An 18,368-nucleotide genomic window follows, 5' to 3' on the forward strand; every position below is an offset into this window, starting at 1 on the left:
GACGTTCACGGCGATCCGGAACAACGTCATCTGGGTGATCGTCGCCCCCGCGGCGTGCACGATCCTCGGACTGATCTTCGCGGTGCTGCTCGAGAAGCTGGCGTGGAAGACGGCCTTCCGGCTCATCATCTTCATGCCGATGGCCATCTCGATGCTCGCCGCCGGCGTGATCTTCCGCGGCCTGTTCCAGGAGAACCCGAACCTGGGCGCCGTGAACGCCGCGATCGTCGGCGTGCAGGGCTGGTTCGGCGATGCGGCGAACTACCCGGGCGCCGACCCGCGCGAGGGCACGGGGATCGTCGCCGACCGCGGCATCATCTCGTCCGAGGAGACCGTTCAGCCCGGCTCGATCCAGAACTTCGCCCTGACGGGCGTGCGCCAGTCCGACCTGCCCGAGGAGGCGGCGGGCGCCCAGGCCGTCGACTCCGCCGCCGACACCGAGATCTCCGGCACGGTGTTCCTCGACGTCATCCGCGGCGGCGGCGGCACGAACGGCGAGATCGAGGAGGGCAAGAGCGGCCTGCCCGGCATCCGCGTCGACGCGGTGGCGCCGGACGGATCGATCGCCGGGTACGCGACGACCGGCGCGGGAGGCGAGTACACGATCGAGGGCCTCACGGCGGGCGAGAGCTACACCGTGGCGCTGCCGGCGGCGAACTTCGACGAGGGCGGCCAGGGCGTCTCGTGGCTGTCGGCGTCGTTCATCAACGCCGTCGTCATCCTGTCGTTCATCTGGATCTGGGCGGGCTTCGCGATGGTCATGATCGCGTCGGGTCTGTCGGCGATGGACCGCTCGCTGCAGGAGGCCGCGCGCATGGACGGCGCGAGCGAGTGGAAGGTGTTCACGAAGATCACGGTCCCGCTGCTGGCGCCCGTGCTCATCGTCGTGATCGTCACGCTCATCATCAACGTGCTGAAGATCTTCGATCTCGTGTACGTCATCCCACCGGGCGCCTCGAAACCTGCGGCGAACGTCATCGCGGTGGAGATGTGGACGCAGTCGTTCGGCGGCGGCAACAACCAGGGCCTCGGCTCGGCGCTGGCCATCCTGCTGCTCATCCTCGTGCTGCCGTCGATGATCATGAACGTCCGCAGGTTCCGTCAGGAGAAGGCCCGATGACCTCCGCCGCAGCGCTCGGACTGGTGACGAAGAAGAAGACGGCCGGACAGCGCATCGCCGACGCCCTCGGCAGCACGATCGTCAACGTCGTGCTGATGATCGTCGCGCTGTTCTGGCTCATCCCGAGCATCGGGCTGTTCCTGACGTCGCTGCGCTCCGCCGGCGACAACGCGCAGTCCGGCTGGTGGACGGTGTTCACCAAGCCGGCCGAGCTGACGATCCAGAACTACGCCAACCTGCTGCAGAACCCCGACATCACGGGATCGATCTGGAACACGATCGTCATCGCCGTGCCCACGACGATCCTCGTCGTGCTGATCGGATCGCTCGCGGGCTACGCGTTCGCGTGGATGCAGTTCCCTGGGCGCGACTGGCTGCTCATCGTCGTGATCGTGCTGCTGGCCGTGCCCATCCAGGTGGCGATCATCCCGCTCGCCCAGCTGTTCGGCGCGCTCGGCATCTTCGGCAGCGTGCTCGGCGTCATCCTGTTCCACACGGCGTTCGGCCTGCCGTTCGCGATCTTCCTGCTGCGCAACTTCTTCACGGAGGTGCCGGGCGAGCTGATCGAGGCGGCCAGGATCGACGGCGCGGGGGAGTGGCGGATCTTCTTCACGGTGATGCTGCCGCTGGCGATGCCGGCGGTCGCGTCGCTGGCGATCTTCCAGTTCCTGTGGACGTGGAACGACATGCTCGTGGCGCTGATCTTCACGAACTCCGAGTCGATGCCGCTCACGGTGGCGATCCAGTCGCAGCTGCGTCAGTTCGGGTCGAACATCGACGTGCTCTCGGCGGGCGCGTTCCTGTCGATGATCGTGCCGCTGATCGTGTTCTTCGCCTTCCAGCGCTACTTCGTGCAGGCGATGCTCGCCGGCTCCCAGAAGTAGGTTGCGCTGGTCGCTTCATCTGCGTTCGCTTCGCTCACTTCGTTCAGCAACCGATGGGTGCGACCTCATCGGTTGCTGAACGGAGCGGCGCAGCCGCGCAGATGAAGCGACCAGTCGAACCCGTCAGCCGCAGCCGAGGCGGTTCTGCACCGACCGCAGCGCGTCGATCTCGCGCTGCTGCGTGTCGGCCATCGCCTGGGCCGTCTGCCGCACGCGGGGCACGCTGCCCAGGTCGAGCTCGGCGGCGACCATCTCGAGGGCGCCGGTGTGGTGGCGGATCATCAGCTCGGTGAACAGGCAGTCGCCGGCCGTCGTGCCGGCCGTCTGCTGCAGGCGCGCGAGCTCGTCGTCGCTCGCCATGCCCATGGCGTCGCGCAGCTCGTCCTCGCTGGCCGTGGGCGTCACGGCGCCGCCGTGGTCGTGCTCGCTGCCCTGCATCCACGCCATGAGCGGATCGGAGCCGCGCTGCGGCAGCCCCCACTCCACAAGCCACCCGTACATCTCGCCGCCCTGGGCCTGCTGGCCCGTGGCGATGTCGTAGGAGATCACGCGAAGCTCGTCGTCGTCGGTGGCGCGGTACTGGATCATCGCCATCTCCACGGCCTGCGCGTGATGCACCTGCATGTCGCGGGCGAAGCCGATGTCGGCCTCGTTCGGTGCGGTCACCGCGTCGAACGCCGAGAACCGGCCAGCCGCGAAGGCGACGCCGGCGACGAGGATCAGCGCGAAGACGACGAGCGGCCACTGCCGCCGCGGGCGGACGGCGCGCTCGTCGTCGGCCATGCGGCTCAGGCCTTCCCGGGGCCGTCCACCGCGCCCGAGCACGAGGCGCCGGGCTCCGGCACATCCTCGCTGCGCCAGTACTCCTCGAAGAACTCCGCGAGCCGCGGGTCGTCGGCCGCGTCCACCTTGAGCTGGGCGTTCCAGGCCTGGATGGAGACGGGCGAGTCCATGCCCTCGAAGGGGGAGAGGATCGCGTAGGTGCGCGGGGTGAGCCCGCGCAGCGCCTCGATGTCGGCGTCGCTGACCTGCGCGGGGTCGTACGTCAGCCACACCGCGCCGTGCTCCATCGAGTGGGTGGCGTACTCCTCCTGCTGCGGTTCGGTGTAGATGCCGCAGTTCAGCCAGTACGGGTAGTGCTCGCCGCCGGCCGAGGGGGTCTGGGCGTACTCGACGTCGGTGCCGACCTCGACGTGCCGCGTGTCGTTGTCGAAGGTCTCGACGCCCGCGATCTCGGCGCCCGTGCCGCCGGCGGTGTACTCGGGGTAGCTCGGCGCGAAGACGTACGACGCCACGATCGCGCCCACCACGGCGAGGGCCGCGACGGAGCCGACCGTCCACCACACCAGCTTGCCGCGCTGACGCTTCTTGAGGTGCGTCTGGTACTCGGCGAGCTTCTCCTGGCGGCGCGCCTCGCGCTGCTGCTTCACGGTGAGCTGCTGCTCCGCCGCGCGCGCCGGGTTGCCGCTGGTGCCCTTGGTGCGGTTGTTCGATGCCACGCGCCCAGAATATGCATACGCAAGTGACGGGAGGCTGAGAAGGCGCCGCCCATGCGCCGGTCGCGGCGCCGCGTCGCCCGGGGACACGGCAGGATGGGTGCGTGAGCGAGAACGCGGTCCCGCGGACGAGACGGCTGGGCGTCGGGATCGGCGCCCTCGCGGCGGCGGCCCTGCTGGGCCTCGTCATCCGGCTCGCCGCGGGCGACGGGCCGCTGCCGGTCGACTCGTGGTGGCGCGGCGTGGTGCGCGCCGCGCCGGAGGGGCCGCTGCTCGGCATGTCGCACGCGCTCGACACGATCGGGGGCGGGCGCTTCGCCAACCTGTGGATCCCGCTCGGCCTGCTGCTGGTGCTGCTCGCGCTGCGGCGGCCGTGGAGCGCGCTCGCCTACGCCGTCGCCTCGCTCGGCAGCACCGCGATCGTCCACCTGGGCAAGGAGCTCTTCGCGCGCGTGCGGCCCGACGACATCCTCATCCACATCTCCTCGGCGGCGTATCCGTCGGGGCACACGGCGTTCGCCGCGACGGTGGCCACCGCGCTGTGGGCGGCGTTCCCGCGCTGGTGGGTGGCGGCCCTCGGCGGGGCATGGACGGCCGCGATGGCGTTCTCGCGCACGCATCTCTCGGCGCACTGGCTCACCGACACAGTGGGCGGCGCGCTGACCGGCATGGGCGTCGCGCTTGTCGTCGCGGCGCTCCTCGCGCACCGGCTCGACGAGGAGCCGCACCCGCGCGGGGAGACCCGGCCGCGGGACCCGGCTCAGGCTCTGTGAATCCGCAAGTCTCTGTCGAATCCGGGCGCCCAGACGCGCGGATATGACACAGACTTGCGGATATGCGCACGTCGAGACGGGTGCGGGATCAGGCCAGGCCGAGGGAGCGCACCTGATCGGCCTCGGCCTGCAGCTCGGCCGCCGAGGCGTCGATGCGGGTGCGAGAGAACTCGTCGATGTCCAGGTCGGGGACGATCCGCCAGTCGCCGCCGGCCGTCGTGACGGGGAACGAGCTCACGAGACCCTCGGGCACGCCGTAGGAGCCGTCGGAGAACACCGCCATCGACGTCCAGTCGCCCTCGCGCGTGCCGCCGAGCCAGTCGCGCGCGGCGTCGACCGTGGCGCTCGCCGCGGAGGCGGCCGAGGACGATCCGCGCGCCTCGATGATGGCCGTGCCGCGGTTCGCGACCGTGGGGATGAAGTCGCGCTCCGCCCACTCCCGGTCGCCGATCGCCTCGAGTGCGGGGCGGCCCGCCACGAGTGCGTGCGTGAGGTCGGGGTACTGCGTGGCGGAGTGGTTGCCCCAGATCGCCACGCGCGAGATGTCGGCGACCGGCGCGCCCGTCCTCGCGGCCAGCTGCGCGATGGCGCGGTTGTGGTCGAGGCGCGTGAGGGCCGAGAAGCGCTCGCGCGGGATGTCGGGGGCGTGCGACGCCGCGATGAGGGCGTTCGTGTTGGCCGGGTTGCCCGTGACGAGCACCCGCACGTCGTCGTCGGCGACGGCGCCCAGTGCCTCGCCCTGCGCGCGGAAGATGGCGCCGTTGGCCTCGAGCAGGTCGGCGCGGGTCATGTCGGCGCTGCGCGGGCGGGCGCCGACGAGCAGGGCGAGCTGCGCGCCGTCGAAGATCGCGCGTGGGTCGTCGCCGGTCTCGACGCCGGCTAGCAGCGGGAAGGCGCCGTCCTGCAGCTCCATGACGACGCCTTCGAGCGCCTTCAGCGCCGGGGTGATCTCGAGCAGGCGCAGCTCGACGGGCCGATCGCCCAGGCCGCCGGCGGCGAGTCGGAAGAGCAGGCTGTAGCCGATCTGACCGGCCGCGCCGGTGACCGCGATGCGCAGGGGCGTCATGACTCCGACGCTATCGCGGCGGGCGGTGCAGGGGAACCGGTTAGCGGGACAGCTGGCCGAGCGTGTAGGAAGGGAGCGCCTGATCGCCGGCCGTGAGGGTGATGTCGTCGTCCTCCGTCATCCACGACTCACCGGGGATCTCGATCGTCGCGACACCGGACTCGTTGGCGACTCCGATTCCACACTTGGTCAGTGCGACCTCGACCACGTCAGCGTCGAGTATGTCGACATCGAGCAGGGTGTCGGAGATCGTCGCGCGCACTTCGGTACCCGCGGGCGCCGTGACGACGAGCTTCACCGTGCCAGAGTTGCCGTTGCCGTTGTTGCGCTTCCAGCTCGACGCCGCGAGGTCGAGCGTGAAAGGAATCGCCGGCTCCGGCTGAGGCTCGGGATCCGGATCGGTCTCGCCGGGCGTCTCCTCGCCCGAGCCGTCGGGATCCTCCGGCGGCGGGACCGGCTCCTCCGGAGGCGTCGTGGGTGCCGGCTCCGGATCCGTGACGGCCGGCTCCTCGGACTCGACGGGATCGGCAGGCGCCTCATCCTCGGGCAGCGCGGCCGGCTGGGGTGCGGGTGCGGGCGGCGCGGCCTCGATGAGCACGGGCGGGGCGGGTGCGGGCTCGGGCGCGGGCTCGAGCGCGGGCGGTTCCGGGAGCTCCGGCTCGGGGGCCGGGACCTCGGGGTGCTCCTCGGTCTCGGGCTCGTCGGAGCCGTGCGCGGCGAGGGCGGCGTCGGGCTCGATCGAGGCGTCGGACGGGGCCGCGCTCTCCTCGATCGCGGCGGGCTCGCTCGTCGGGGCCGGAGCGCCGGGAACGACCGCGTTGGCGACGATCGTGCCGACGATCGCGATCGAGGCGACGCCGGCGACGACGAGGCCTCCGATGGTCCACGCCGATCCGGTCGTGGAGCCGCCGCTCGCCGACCCGGAGGAGGAGCCCGCGGCGCCCGCGGTCCCGGCACCCGCCGCGGCGAGGAGCGCGCCGGCGCCCTCGGCGGCGTGGCCGAACACCTCGGCGCCGTGGCCGATCAGGTCGAATGACCCCGTGGCCGCGCCGTCGACCACGCCGTCGGGCATCGCCATGAGGGCCAGGGGAGCGGCGCCGTCCTGCTGCAGCGACGCGAGGTAGCCCGCGGCCCCCGTGACGCCGACCGCGAGGGGCAGCAGCACGAGCACCAGGCGGCTGCCCACGTCGTGCGCCTCCGCGGCCACGATGGTGCAGCGGGCGCAGTCGGCGACGTGGCGGTCGACCTTGCCGCCGTCGCGCGTGCCCAGGTTGCCGCGGGCGTGCGCGCCGAGGCGCTCGATCGTCCAGCGGCAGTCCGAGTCATCGCCGACGGCGGCGATGTGCGCCTGGATCCACGCCTCGCGCAGCCCCTCGCGCGCGCGGAAGGCCAGCTGCGACACGGCGGCGGGCTTCATGCCCAACAGCTGCGACACCGCGGCGGGCTTCATCTGCTCCACCTCGGTGTACCAGAGCACCTCCTGCCAGCGGCTCGGCAGCGAGCGGAACGCCGAGGTGGTGAGGCTGCGGTCGAGCGCCGCGTCGACCGCGTCCTCGCTCGTGGCGGGATCCTCGACCTCGTCCATCTCGTCCACCGCGGTCTCGCGGCGGGCGCCGCCCCACGCGGCGGCGGTGTTGCGGATGGCCGTGAACAGATACGCGCGGAACGACCCGGTCGGCCCGCCGCCGCGCCGGATCGCCTGGAAGATCTTGGCGTACGCCTCCTGCACGAGGTCGTCGGCGTCGAGCGACGGCGAGATCGACCGCGCGGCCACGATCGCCGATCCGTAGTGCCGGCGCCACAGCTCGCCGAAGGCGTCGGCGTCGCCCGAGCGTGACCGCAGGACGAGATCGGCGTCGGCCGTCGTCTCGGTCGGGTCCGTGTCGGGCACACGCATTACTCCATTGTGGTCTTCGCGGGCCGAGCCGTGCCAGTTTTCCCCAGATTTCGAGGGTTCCTCTGCGCTTCGCGGGTCGGATCCGGGAATCTCCGGAGATTTTCTCCGAACCCGCGTCATGAATCGCGGGGTGCGCGGTCTCATCCGGTGAGAGAGGCATGCGCCCGCCGATCCTGTCGGTGCGGCGCCCCGATCGGACGGAGCGCTTCGGGGGAGGGGCCCGGTTCCGGTCGGATGAGAGGGGCCCGGTGTTCGGGGGAACGCCGGGCCCCTCGTTCTGCCCCGGCGCATCGGCGCACGCGCCGGCCGTCAGACGCGCGCGCCCGCCGCCCACACGGCACGCACCCGCAGCGACGCGTCCAGCAGCACGGCGTCGGCCACCGCGCCGGCCGCCAGCGAGCCGAGGTCGCCCCGGCCGATCGCCGCCGCGGGCACGGCGGTCAGTGCCGCGACGGCGTCGGGCAGCGCGGCACCGAAGCCCACCGCGCGGCGCAGGGCGGCGTCCTGCGTGAGGGTCGATCCGGCGATCGCCCCGGTGGCGCGCACGCGCGCGACGCCGCCCGCCACATCCACATCGAGGGCGCCGATCGTGTAGGCGCCGTCGGGCATGCCCGTGGCCGCCATCGCGTCGGTGACGAGCGCGACGCGGCCCGGCGCGGCCGCGAAGAGCATCCGCATGACGTCGTCGCGCACGTGCACGCCGTCGGCGATGAGCTCGAGCGTGACCCGCTCGTCGCGCGCGGCCACGGGGATCGGCCCCGGATCGCGGTGGTGGATGCCCGGCATGGCGTTGAAGGCGTGGGTGAGGATCGTCGCGCCCGCCTCGATCGCCGCCCGCGTGGCGTCGCCATCGGCCGCGGTGTGCCCGATCGCCGCGGCGGCGCCCGCCGCCACGACGCGCCGCACGGCGTCGAGGCCGCCCGGCCGCTCGGGCGCGATCGTCACCTGCCGCACGGTGCCGCGACCGGCCTCGAGCAGCCGCTCGACGTCGGCGGGCGCCGGATCGCGCAGCAGCGCGGGATCGTGCGCGCCGTGGTGCGCGGGGTCGAGGAACGGGCCCTCCAGGTGCGAGCCCAGCACGCCCGGATCGGCGGCCGCGAGATCCGCGACGACCGCCGCGCGCGCGGCGAGCAGCTCGAGCGGGGCGGTCACGAGGGAGATCACCGCGCGCGTCGTGCCGTGCCGGCGGTGCAGGTCGCGGGCGGTGCGGATCGCGTCGGCGCCCTCGTCGAACGCCGCGCCGCCGCCGCCGTGGCCGTGCAGGTCGACGAAGCCGGGCGTCAGCACGGCGGCCGGGCCGGCCAGTGCCGCCGCGTCGACGACCTCGTCACCCGCCGCGACGATGCCGCGCCAGTCTCCCGATCCGGTCGCCGCGATGCGGTCGCCCTCCAGCCGGATCCACCCGTCCGCCGTCTCGGACGCCCCCGTCACGAGGCGGGCGGAGTGGATCACGGTTCCCATGCGGAAAGCGTGCCACATCGGGCGGATCCGCCCCTTGGCAGCCGGCGCCGGTCCGTTATGATCGAGGGGTCGCGACTGGCGTTGAGGTGGGTCACCACCGGGGAGCGACCTGGACGGCATTCGACCGCGCGCCTGGGCCGAAGCGAACACCCGTAATCCGCCACGTCGTCTGGAGATCGCCATGACCGATCCGCTGTTCAACGCCCCCCTGTCCGAGGTCGACCCGGAGATCGCGCAGGTGCTGCAGCGCGAGCTCGACCGCCAGCGCGGCTTCCTCGAGATGATCGCGTCCGAGAACTTCGTGCCGCTGTCGGTGCTGCAGTCGCAGGGCTCGGTGCTCACGAACAAGTACGCCGAGGGCTACCCCGGCCGCCGGTACTACGGCGGCTGCGAGGAGGTCGACGTCGCCGAGGAGCTCGCCATCGCCCGCGCCAAGGAGCTGTTCGGCGCCGAGTTCGCCAACGTGCAGCCGCACTCGGGCGCGTCGGCCAACGCCGCCGTGCTGCACGCCATCGCCCGCCCCGGCGACACGATCCTGGGCCTGTCGCTCGACCACGGCGGCCACCTGACGCACGGCATGAAGATCAACTTCTCGGGCCGGCTCTACGACATCGTCCCCTACGAGGTCGATGCCGAGACCTCGATGGTCGACATGGACGAGGTGCGCCGCCTCGCGCTCGAGCACAAGCCGAAGGTCATCATCGCCGGCTGGTCGGCCTACCCCCGCCAGCTCGACTTCGCCGCCTTCCGCGCGATCGCCGACGAGGTGGGCGCGTACCTGTGGGTCGACATGGCGCACTTCGCCGGCCTCGTGGCGGCGGGCCTGCACCCCAGCCCCGTGCCGCACGCGCACGTCGTCTCGTCCACCGTGCACAAGACGATCGGCGGCCCCCGCTCGGGCTTCATCCTCACCAACGACGCCGACATCGCGAAGAAGATCAACTCGGCCGTCTTCCCCGGCCAGCAGGGCGGCCCGCTCATGCACGTCATTGCCGCCAAGGCGACGGCGTTCAAGCTCGCGGCGACCCCGGAGTTCAAGGACCGCCAGGAGCGCACGCTCCGGGGCGCACGGATCCTCGCGGATCGCCTGACGCAGCAGGACGTGAAGGACGCGGGCATCACGATCCGCTCGGGCGGCACCGACGTGCACCTCGTGCTCGTGGACCTGCGCGACGCGGCGATCGACGGCAAGCAGGCCGAGGACCTGCTGCACGAGATCCGCATCACCGTGAACCGCAACTCGGTGCCGAACGACCCGCGCCCGCCGATGGTCACCTCGGGCCTGCGCATCGGCACGCCGGCGCTGGCCACGCGCGGCTTCGGCGACGCGGAGTTCACCGAGGTCGCCGACGTCATCGCGCTCGCGTTGCTGCCCGATCCCGACCTCGCGGCGCTGCGCGAGCGCGTGGCGACGCTCGCCGACGCGTTCCCGCTCTACCCGGGCCTCGAGCAGGCCGGCCAGGGCTACGCGGGCGTCTGATGGTCGCGCGGGTTCTCGACGGGAAGGCCGCATCGGCGGCGATCAAGGCCGAGCTCGCCGAGCGGGTGGCGGCGCTCAAGGAGCGCGGTGTCGTGCCCGGCATCGCCACCGTGCTCGTCGGCGCCGACCCGGCGTCGCAGCTGTACGTGGGCATGAAGCACCGCCAGTCGGAGGCGATCGGGATGAACTCGATCCAGCGCGAGCTGCCCGCCGACGCCACGCAGGAGCAGGTCGAGGCGCTGATCGACGAGCTGAACGCCGATCCCGCCTGCCACGGCTACATCGTGCAGCTGCCGCTGCCGAAGCACCTCGACACCGACGCGATCCTCGAGCGGATCGACCCCGCCAAGGACGCCGACGGCCTGCACCCGACCAACCTCGGTCGCCTCGTGCTGAACGTGAACGCGCCGATCCACACGCCGCTGCCGTGCACGCCGCGGGGCGTCATCGAGCTGCTGCTGCGCCACGACTACGACCTGAAGGGCAAGCACGTGGTCGTCGTCGGCCGCGGCGTCACGATCGGCCGCTCGATCGGGCTGCTGCTCACCCGCCGCGAGATCAACGCCACCGTCACGCAGGTGCACACGGGCACGGTCGACATGGGGCAGTACCTGCGCCAGGCCGACGTGATCGTCGCCTCGGCGGGCGTGAAGCACCTCATCAGGCCCGAGGACGTCAAGCCCGGCGCGGCCGTGCTCGACGTGGGCGTGACGCGCGAGGACGACCCCGCCACGGGCAAGCAGAAGGTCTACGGCGACGTCGACCCGGCCGTGGCCGAGGTCGCGGGCTGGCTCTCGCCCAACCCGGGCGGCGTCGGACCCATGACCGTCGCGCTGCTCATGACGAACGTCGTCGAGGCTGCGGAGCGCGCCACCGCTTGACCCGGCATCCGGGAATGCGCCCGGCATAGGTAAGCCTCACCTATGCCGGGTGTATCCTGGGGGCGATGTCCGTTCACACGCACGAGGGCTCCGTCCGGGAGCACAGCGACGCCGCCTGCCGCGCGCCGCGGCACTCGCGCGTCCAGCACCTCATCACCGCCGACGAGTCGTCGCTCGCCGAGCTCGAGACGCTGCTGGCGACCCTGCCGATCTGCTCCACCGGTCGCGTGTTCATCGAGATCCCCGACGCGACCTGGGTCAGCGACATCCGCGTGCCCGCCCGCATGACGCTGACCTGGCTCGACCGCTCGGCCCGCACGGGGGCGCCCGGGACGGGGCGCGCGTGCCCGACCGGTCGCGCGCTCGCCCGCGCCGTCACGGCATGGGCCGACGAGATGATGTGCGACGAGGGCGATGCCACGCGCGTGCACCTGCTGGGCGGCTACCTCGGCACGGCCGACATCGTGGATCACCTCACCGAGCACCTCGGCGTGCCGGCGGACGCCATCCACGCGCCCGAGCGCTACCGGCTGCTCGCCCGCGACTGACGGGCGGGCGGGCGTTCCGCGCGCACGTAGCCGCCGTCCTCCAGCCCGGCCTCGATCTCGAAGCGATTGCGCATCGGATCGGTGCCGGCCAGCAGGTAGAGGATCGGCAGCAGCAGCCCGTAGCGGCGCCACTGCCGCACGTGCACGAGCTCGTGGGCGCGCACGCGCGCGCTCTCGGCGTCGCGGTGCGTGAGGTAGCAGCGGCCGACGCACACGCCGCCGCGCGCATGCGTCCAGCGCGGCATGCGGCGGAACACGAGCAGCTCGCCGTGGCGCTCGACCTCTCCCGTGCTCCACAGCCCGCCCCACGCGATGCCGAACGCGGTCGCGAGGTGGAAGCCGGCGCGACTGATCCACGAGTCGAGCAGGATGGTCGGGATGCGCCGGTCGAGCGTGCGGCCGTGCTCGAGGCGGAGCGCCGCGATCTCGCGCCAGTTGCCCGGGCGCGGCGGGGAGGGGAACGAGACCTTCACGCGAGCGACCCCACGAGCCGCAGGATCGTGCCCATGTCGTCGACGGCGGCCGCCGGCGTCGCGGGGGCGAACCCGGCGATCGTCGCGCCGGCCAGCGGCATCCGGGCGCGCAGCGCGCCGATCGCCGCCAGGAGCGCCACGGGCGAGAGCCCGAACGGAGCGGCCCGCGAGACGCCGGCGAGGTGGGCGGGATCGAGCACGTCCAGGTCGATGTGCAAGAACGCCCGCGTCGCACCCGTTGCCGCGACGGCGTCGGCGAGCGCTCCGGCGCCGGCCTCGATCTCGTCGCACGCGAGGCGCGCGAGCCCCGCCTCCGCGGCGTGATCCGCCTCCGCGGGCTCGAGATCGCGGGCGCCGGCGAGGATCACCCGCTCGGGCGCGATGCGCCCGGGCTCGAGGGCCAGGCCCGCGGCGCCGCCGCCCAGCACGGCGCGCAGCGCCATGCCCGAGAACGCACCGGACGGGCTCGTCTCGGGGGAGTGCAGGTCGCCGTGCGCGTCGAGCCAGACGACGGCGAGGTCGTCGGCGGCGAGGGCGTCGATGGCGGGCACCGAGACCGAGCAGTCGCCGCCGATGACGATCGCGGGGGAGTCCTCCGCGGCCACGGCGGAGGCGATGCTCTCGCGCACCCGCAGCAGGGAGCTGGCGCGCTGCACGCCGGTCTCGAGCTGCTCGCCCGCCTCCAGCGGCACCGCCACGCGCGTGCAGGCCGCGCTCGGCAGGTCGCCGGCGATCGCCTCTGCACCGTCGACGAGCGACATCGCGCGCGTCGAGGGCGAACCCTGCCATTGCGGAACCACGACGAACCGGACCATGGGGCCATTCTCTCCCGCGCGACGCGCGTTCGCCCCGCGTGGGCTCATCTTCGTCGCCCGGAGCCGCTTCGCGCCCGCCGCACACGCGACGGCGCCGCCCCGGATGATCCGGAGCGGCGCCGCGCGCGAGTGGGGGCGTCAGGAGGTGATGGCCTGCGTGTTCCCCGACTTGAGGGCGGCCAGGCGCGCCTCGACCTCGGTGAGCTGGCCCATGTCGTTCAGCTCATCGAACTGCGCGTCGAGCGACGACGCGGCGAGCTCGGCCTTGCCGGCGGCGAGCGCCTCCTGGCGGCGGATCTGCTCCTCGAAGCGGCCGAGGTCGCTCGTCGGGTCGAGCACGTTGATCGACTTGACGGCGTCGTGCACCTTGTTCTGGGCCTCGGCCGTCTTGGCGCGGGCGAGCAGCTCGCTGCGCTTCGACTTGAGCTCCTCGAGCTTCTGCTTCATGCCGTCGAGCCCGCCCTTGAGCTTCTCGACGACCTCGGTCTGCGCGGCGATCTGCGGGGCGACGGCCTTGGCGTCGTTCTCCTCCGCGATCTGGCGCTGCAGGGCGACCTTGGCGAGGTTGTCGAACTTCTCGGCGTCGGCGGTGTTGCCCGCCGCGCGCAGCTCGTCGGCCTTGCGGCTCGCCGCGAGGGCCTTGTTGCCCCACTCCTTCGCCGTCTCGAGGTCCTCGGCGTGGTCGCGCTCGAGCAGGCGCAGGTTGCCGATCGTCTCGGCGATCGCGGCCTCGGCGTCGGCGATGTTGTTCGTGAAGTCGCGCACGAGCTGGTCGAGCATCTTCTGCGGATCCTCGGCCTGGTCGATCAGCGCGTTCACGTTGGCGCGGATCAGGGTCGAGATGCGGCCGAAGATCGACTGCTTGGTCATGGTGGTTCCCTTCGTGGATGGTGCAGAGCGTCGAGTCGGTTCGTGAAGGTCTATGGCGAGTCTAGGAGCGCCGGCTATGGGTGCGCAGGACGAATTCGGCAGGGGGGACCGCTCGCTCGCGGAGGCGGATGTGCACCCGCGCCACGTCAGAACCTGCCGCCGCCGCGGCGCCCGCTGCGGCCGCCCGAGCGACCGCCGCCGAAGCCGCCGCCGCGCCGGCCCCCGCCGAAGCCGCCGCCGAGCCCGCCGCCCCAGCCGCCCGAGCGGCGCGAGCCGCCGCCGGAGAGCAGGCCGCCGATGATGCCGCCGATGATCGCGCCGCCGATGTCGCTGCCGCCCGATGAGCGGTAGCCGCCCGATCCGCCCATCATGCCGCCGCCCATCATGCCGCTCAGGTCGGACCGCGCCAGCTGCGAGGCCGACTCGGCCAGCTGCAGCGCGCGCTGCGCGTGCGGCAGCGCCTGCGCCGCGTCGGCGGCCTGCAGCGCCTCGGCGCGGGCGAGGGACGAGGCCGCCTCGGCCAGGCGCGTGCGCGCGTCGGCCCCGACGGCCCCGCGCCGCGCAGCGATGAAGTCCTGGGCGGCGGTCACCGCGCTGCGGGCCTGCAGGATCGTCTGGCCGAGCAGCTGCTGGGCCCGCTGGCCGTTCACGATGACGGCGTCGATCTGGTCGTTGGCGGCCTGCAGGTGCTGCAGCAGCACGCGTGGGCGCCGGGCGGAGCCCGACAGGTTCTGCCTGGCCAGCGCGATCGCCTGCTCGGTGGCGGCGATCGCGGGCGCCGCGTCGGCGGCGCCCGCGAGGTCGCGCGCCCTGGCCACGTCGCCCTCCAGCTCGGTCACGAGGGCGACGGCCTGTCGCTCGGCGGCCGTCAGCGTCGCGCCCAGCTCGGTGACGGCGCGCTCGAGGGCGACGGCCTGGTCGGCGGCCTGCTCGCCCACGACGATCGCGGCGGCCGCCTCGCCCGTGTCGCCCGCCGCCAGCAGCAGCTCGGCCTCCCTCAGCTCCGCCTCGGCCGTCGCCAGCCGGTCGCGGGCCTGCGCCGGGTTGTCCGCCACCTCCTGCAGGGCCTCCGACGCGTACGTGGCGCGCAGCGACTCGAGGGCGGCGGCGGCGCGCTGGTCGGCGCCGGTCGCCGCGGTCAGCGCCCGCCGGGCGTTCTCGAGCGCGGCCGGCGCGTTGCGCTCCACCTCGCGCAGGGTGCGGAACGTCTCGGCCTTCTCCTCGAGCGACTGCGCGGCGGCCTCGCAGAGGCGCAGGATCTCCTCGTTCCACGCGCGGGCCTGCCTCTCGCCGTCCGGCTCGGCGTCGCCGAGGCGCTGCCGCAGCTCGAACGCCTTCGCGAGGTTGCGCTTCGCCGCCTCCAGTGCGCGACGGAACTCGCCCGTCGCGTCCTCGCCGAACTGGGCGATCGCGAAGCCCAGCTCCTGCTCGCTCGACTTGACGGCGTCGTCGGTGGCCACCAGCGCCGAGGCGGCGCGCTGCTCGAGCTCCTCGAGCGGCACGGCGCCCGGCTCCGCGTCGTCCCTGGCCCGCGATCGGCGCACGAGCCACAGGATCAGCACCGCTCCGCCGATGAGGACGACGATCCCGATGATCCACGGGAGGGCACCCGATCCGCCCCGCGTCCGCTCCTCGACGGCGTCGGCCGCCGCATCCGCCACACCCGCCCAGTCGTCGGCGCGCAGGGGCTCCTCCACCGCGGTCTCGATGCGCGCGAGGTCGTCGTCGCTCAGGGGGCCCTCCGGGGCGGAGGAGACGTAGTACTGTCGGGCGTCCACGGCGATCGCCAGGAGGTACTGATCGGTGCCGAGCCCGTTCTCGGTCGCGACGGCGTCGGCCCAGGCGACACGGTCGCTCGGGGCGTCGAACTCGTCGACGTACACGATCCACAGGTCGATTCCCGTGTCCTCGCGCAACTGCTCGAGGCGCTCGTCCGCGGCGCGCTCCTCGGCGTCGGTGAGCGCGTCGACGGCGGGCAGGTCGAAGACGAACGAGTCGCCCAGGGTCACGGGCTCCGCCGCGCCCGCCGGCGATGCCGCCCCCATGAGCAGCGCCCCGGCCGCCACCGCCATCCACGTCGCCAGCCTGCGCATCGCGCCCCTCTCGCTCGGGGCGCGCCGGCTCTGCGCACGGCGGTCGCCCCGCCACGATCCTATTCACGGCCACGGACACGGGAAAGCGCGGCGGACGCGGCCCGGTCGGCGCCGACATCCCGGCGCGGGAACATACGCTGACAGGGATGGACGACAGATACGGACCCGACGTGCTCGCGACCGGGTGGCGCGATCGCGGCACGAAGCAGGCCAGGCGCGTGCCCGCGCAGATCGACCTCGTGGTCGAGGTGGCGGGCGACGGCTTCACCGGCGCGATCACGCGCCGCGAGGGGCCGCACGTGGAGCTCGAGGACCGCAAGGGCCGCAGGCGGCTGTTCCCGCTCGGCAAGGGCTTCCTCATCGACGGCGAGCCGGTGGAGCTCGTCGCGCCCTCCGCCCAGCCCCAGGGGCGGCGGCGCACGGCGTCCGGCTCGTTCGCCGCGGAGGACCGGCGGGCGCGCGTCGCGCTGCCCAGCCGCATCCTCGTGGAGGGCAAGCACGACGCCGAGCTCGTGGAGCGCGTGTGGGGCGACGACCTGCGCGCCGAGGGCGTGGCGGTGGAGTTCCTCGAGGGCATCGACGTGCTGGACGACGTGCTGCGCGCCGAGCCGCCGTCGGCCACGCGCCGCTACGGCGTGCTCGTGGACCACCTCGTGCCGGGATCGAAGGAGCAGCGGATCGCGGATGCCGTGGCGCGCGGACCGCACGGGGCGCACGTGCGCATCGTCGGGCACCCGTTCGTCGACGTGTGGCAGTGCGTCAAGCCGCAGGCGCTGGGCATCGCGGCGTGGCCCGTGGTGCCGCGCGGCACCGACTGGAAGACGGGCATCTGCCGCGGCCTCGGCTGGCCGGCCGAGGACCAGGCCGACATCGGCCGCGCGTGGCAGCACATCCTCTCGCGCGTCACGACCTTCCGCGACGTCGAGCCGGAGCTGCTCGGCCGCGTCGAGGAGCTCATCGACTTCGTGACGGCGCCGTAGCGGGGATCGGGCGATGCGGACACGGCGGCAGCGGCTCGCGCTGCGCGGAGCGGGGGCGTCGTTCGCGGCGAACCTCATCGCCGCCGTCTCGCACACCCTCGGCGGCGAGGACGCGCCCGCGCCGCTCGTCGTGCTCGGCATGATGGCGCTGCTGTGGGCGCCGTCCATGGCGCTCATGGGCCACCGGCCGCGCGCGGGCCGCATCGGGGCCACCGTGATCGTCGCGCAGGCGGCGTTCCACTCGGTCTACGCCGCGCTCGGCTTCCCCACGGGCGGAGCCGCGGGGCACGCCGGCCACGCGGGGCACGGGGCGCCGCTCGAGCTGGGATCGCTTGGCCCCGGCATCGAGGTGAGTCCGCTCATGGTGGCCGCGCACGTCGCGGCCGCGGCCGTCACCTTCGCCGTGCTGATGTTCGGCGAGCGCACGCTGCGGGCGATCCTCGAGTGGACGATCGCGTCGCTGCGGGCGCGCCTCGCCGCTCCCCGGCCGCGGATCGCGCCGCGCCGCGGCATCGTCACCGGGATCGTGCGCGCGCCCCGATCCGACCGTGCCTTCGCGCTCATCGGCCCGCGCCGGCCGCCCCTTCCTTCCCTCTGAATCCCCAACCATTCCGCGGTCCCGAGGGGACCGCCGGTTCCGCATGCTCAGAAGGAAGAACACATGAACACCCACCGCACCACCCGCACCGTCGCCCGCCCGCTGCGCCGCCTCGGCGCCGGCGTCGCCGTCGGCGCCGCGCTCGTCCTCGGCCTGCCGCTCGCCGCCGCCGCCCACGTCACCGTCTCGCCCGAGCAGGCGACCGGCGGATCGTACGAGGTCCTCACCTTCGCGTTCAGCCACGGCTGCGACGGCTCGCCGACCACCGCGCTGCGCATCGAGATGCCCGACGGCGTCGGCGCGGTCTCGCCCACCGTGCAGGCGGGCTGGGACATCGCGGTCGAGCACGACGAGGCCGACGGGCTGCCGAGCGCCGTGACGTTCACGGCCGAGCAGCCGATCCCCAACGAGCTGCGCGCCGCCGTGCAGCTGCAGATGCAGTTCTCCGCCGACGCGGAGGGCGCCCTCGCGTTCCCCGTCGAGCAGCGCTGCGCCGAGGGATCGGTCTCGTGGAGCGAGATCGCCGAGGAGGGGCAGGATCCCCACGCCCTCGACGCGCCCGCCCCCGTCGTGGCGGTCGCGGCCGGGGACGACGCGCACGGCGCGCACGCGGAGGAGGAGGCGGCCTCGGGCGATGAGGCGGCCTCGGACGCGGCGGGCTGGGGCCTCGCGCTGGGCGCGGGCGGCGCCGTGCTCGGCGCGGCGGCGCTGGCGACGTCGATCGTGGCGCTGCGGCGTAAGTGATTTTCTGAGTCTGCGCTTTCTTTTCAGAAGCGTCTGCGGGTTCTTTTCAGAAGCGTCTGCGCCGCTCGGGCACCCGCTGCGCGGGCGCCGCTCGCGCCTCGTTCTCGGCCGTCCGCCCGACCTGCGCGAGCTGGATGCCCTCGAGGCCCAGCTGCCACAGCTCGTCCAGCGCGAACGCCGCGGCGCCCT

The 18,368-nt window shown here is 73.4% G+C and carries 18 protein-coding genes and 1 riboswitch; of the genes, 9 read left to right on the forward strand and 9 right to left on the reverse strand.

The window, feature by feature from the left end; all coding sequences use genetic code 11:
- Positions 1 to 1,120, forward strand: a 1,120-nt coding sequence (locus ACWDR7_RS12370) for an ABC transporter permease subunit (RefSeq protein WP_449855198.1), incomplete at its 5' end; no start/stop codon positions are given.
- On the forward strand, positions 1,117 to 2,004 hold the full coding sequence (locus ACWDR7_RS12375) for a carbohydrate ABC transporter permease (protein ID WP_449855199.1): 888 nt from the start codon (positions 1,117 to 1,119) through the stop codon (positions 2,002 to 2,004). The genes ACWDR7_RS12370 and ACWDR7_RS12375, both read left to right, overlap by 4 nt.
- Before the next feature lie 123 nt (positions 2,005 to 2,127).
- On the opposite strand, the gene ACWDR7_RS12380 is transcribed toward ACWDR7_RS12375, so the two are convergent.
- Together ACWDR7_RS12380 and ACWDR7_RS12385 are read right to left on the reverse strand one after the other, a co-directional pair.
- Positions 2,128 to 2,787: a DUF305 domain-containing protein gene (locus ACWDR7_RS12380; protein WP_449855200.1), complete on the reverse strand. Its 660-nt coding sequence runs from the start codon at positions 2,785 to 2,787 to the stop codon at positions 2,128 to 2,130.
- Positions 2,788 to 2,792: 5 nt separating this feature from the next.
- On the reverse strand, positions 2,793 to 3,503 hold the full coding sequence (locus ACWDR7_RS12385; protein ID WP_449855201.1) for a DUF3105 domain-containing protein: 711 nt from the start codon (positions 3,501 to 3,503) through the stop codon (positions 2,793 to 2,795).
- A 101-nt stretch (positions 3,504 to 3,604) separates the two neighbouring features.
- Between ACWDR7_RS12385 and ACWDR7_RS12390 the strand changes: the two genes are divergently transcribed.
- The gene (locus ACWDR7_RS12390; RefSeq protein WP_449855202.1) at positions 3,605 to 4,273 is read left to right on the forward strand and encodes a phosphatase PAP2 family protein; all 669 of its coding nucleotides are present in this window, start codon (positions 3,605 to 3,607) and stop codon (positions 4,271 to 4,273) included.
- A gap of 88 nt (positions 4,274 to 4,361) precedes the next feature.
- Here the strand turns inward: ACWDR7_RS12390 and ACWDR7_RS12395 are convergent, their stop codons facing one another.
- From ACWDR7_RS12395 to ACWDR7_RS12405, 3 genes are all read right to left on the reverse strand, one after another.
- Entirely contained in the window at positions 4,362 to 5,339 is a 978-nt protein-coding gene (locus tag ACWDR7_RS12395; RefSeq protein WP_449855203.1) for a malate dehydrogenase, read from the reverse strand.
- A 40-nt stretch (positions 5,340 to 5,379) separates the two neighbouring features.
- Positions 5,380 to 7,236 (reverse strand): sigma-70 family RNA polymerase sigma factor, encoded by a 1,857-nt coding sequence (locus tag ACWDR7_RS12400; RefSeq protein WP_449855204.1) that lies wholly within the window; start codon positions 7,234 to 7,236, stop codon positions 5,380 to 5,382.
- Between the two features lie 309 nt (positions 7,237 to 7,545).
- Positions 7,546 to 8,697: an N-acetylglucosamine-6-phosphate deacetylase gene (locus ACWDR7_RS12405; protein WP_449855205.1), complete on the reverse strand. Its 1,152-nt coding sequence runs from the start codon at positions 8,695 to 8,697 to the stop codon at positions 7,546 to 7,548.
- A 61-nt stretch (positions 8,698 to 8,758) separates the two neighbouring features.
- A riboswitch (ZMP/ZTP riboswitch) is annotated at positions 8,759 to 8,842 on the forward strand.
- A gap of 36 nt (positions 8,843 to 8,878) precedes the next feature.
- On the opposite strand from ACWDR7_RS12405, the gene glyA reads away from it, so the two are divergent.
- The 3 genes from glyA to ACWDR7_RS12420 all read left to right on the forward strand — a co-directional run bounded on the left by glyA (position 8,879) and on the right by ACWDR7_RS12420 (position 11,606).
- Positions 8,879 to 10,177 carry a serine hydroxymethyltransferase gene (gene glyA, locus ACWDR7_RS12410; RefSeq protein ID WP_449855206.1) on the forward strand — a complete coding sequence of 433 codons (1,299 nt, stop codon included), beginning with the start codon at positions 8,879 to 8,881 and terminating at the stop codon, positions 10,175 to 10,177.
- Positions 10,177 to 11,058, forward strand: coding sequence for a bifunctional methylenetetrahydrofolate dehydrogenase/methenyltetrahydrofolate cyclohydrolase (locus ACWDR7_RS12415; protein WP_449855207.1), 882 nt, complete (start codon positions 10,177 to 10,179; stop codon positions 11,056 to 11,058). The genes glyA and ACWDR7_RS12415 overlap by 1 nt, the downstream gene beginning before the upstream one ends.
- A gap of 65 nt (positions 11,059 to 11,123) precedes the next feature.
- On the forward strand, positions 11,124 to 11,606 hold the full coding sequence (locus ACWDR7_RS12420) for an SIP domain-containing protein (protein WP_449855208.1): 483 nt from the start codon (positions 11,124 to 11,126) through the stop codon (positions 11,604 to 11,606).
- Here the strand turns inward: ACWDR7_RS12420 and ACWDR7_RS12425 are convergent.
- The 4 genes from ACWDR7_RS12425 to ACWDR7_RS12440 all read right to left on the reverse strand — a co-directional run bounded on the left by ACWDR7_RS12425 (position 11,582) and on the right by ACWDR7_RS12440 (position 15,857).
- On the reverse strand, positions 11,582 to 12,079 hold the full coding sequence (locus ACWDR7_RS12425; RefSeq protein WP_449855209.1) for a Fe-S oxidoreductase: 498 nt from the start codon (positions 12,077 to 12,079) through the stop codon (positions 11,582 to 11,584). The two genes, ACWDR7_RS12420 and ACWDR7_RS12425, sit on opposite strands and share 25 nt — an antisense overlap.
- Positions 12,076 to 12,894, reverse strand: coding sequence for an arginase family protein (locus ACWDR7_RS12430; RefSeq protein ID WP_449855210.1), 819 nt, complete (start codon positions 12,892 to 12,894; stop codon positions 12,076 to 12,078). The genes ACWDR7_RS12425 and ACWDR7_RS12430 overlap by 4 nt, the downstream gene beginning before the upstream one ends.
- 138 nt (positions 12,895 to 13,032) lie before the next feature.
- Positions 13,033 to 13,764, reverse strand: coding sequence for a PspA/IM30 family protein (locus ACWDR7_RS12435; protein WP_449855211.1), 732 nt, complete (start codon positions 13,762 to 13,764; stop codon positions 13,033 to 13,035).
- A gap of 146 nt (positions 13,765 to 13,910) precedes the next feature.
- The gene (locus ACWDR7_RS12440; RefSeq protein WP_449855212.1) at positions 13,911 to 15,857 is read right to left on the reverse strand and encodes a TPM domain-containing protein; all 1,947 of its coding nucleotides are present in this window, start codon (positions 15,855 to 15,857) and stop codon (positions 13,911 to 13,913) included.
- 146 nt (positions 15,858 to 16,003) lie between these two features.
- On the opposite strand from ACWDR7_RS12440, the gene ACWDR7_RS12445 reads away from it, so the two are divergent.
- The 3 genes from ACWDR7_RS12445 to ACWDR7_RS12455 all read left to right on the forward strand — a co-directional run bounded on the left by ACWDR7_RS12445 (position 16,004) and on the right by ACWDR7_RS12455 (position 18,179).
- Positions 16,004 to 16,837, forward strand: a complete 834-nt coding sequence (locus ACWDR7_RS12445; protein WP_449855213.1) for a DUF3097 domain-containing protein — start codon at positions 16,004 to 16,006, stop codon at positions 16,835 to 16,837.
- Between the two features lie 13 nt (positions 16,838 to 16,850).
- Positions 16,851 to 17,435 carry a hypothetical protein gene (locus ACWDR7_RS12450; protein ID WP_449855214.1) on the forward strand — a complete coding sequence of 195 codons (585 nt, stop codon included), beginning with the start codon at positions 16,851 to 16,853 and terminating at the stop codon, positions 17,433 to 17,435.
- A gap of 63 nt (positions 17,436 to 17,498) precedes the next feature.
- A complete protein-coding gene (locus ACWDR7_RS12455) occupies positions 17,499 to 18,179 on the forward strand; it encodes a YcnI family copper-binding membrane protein (protein ID WP_449855215.1) in 681 nt (226 codons plus the stop codon).
- Positions 18,180 to 18,368 lie beyond the last annotated feature (189 nt).

The sequence above is a fragment of the Microbacterium sp. NPDC003461 genome, from assembly GCF_053588335.1.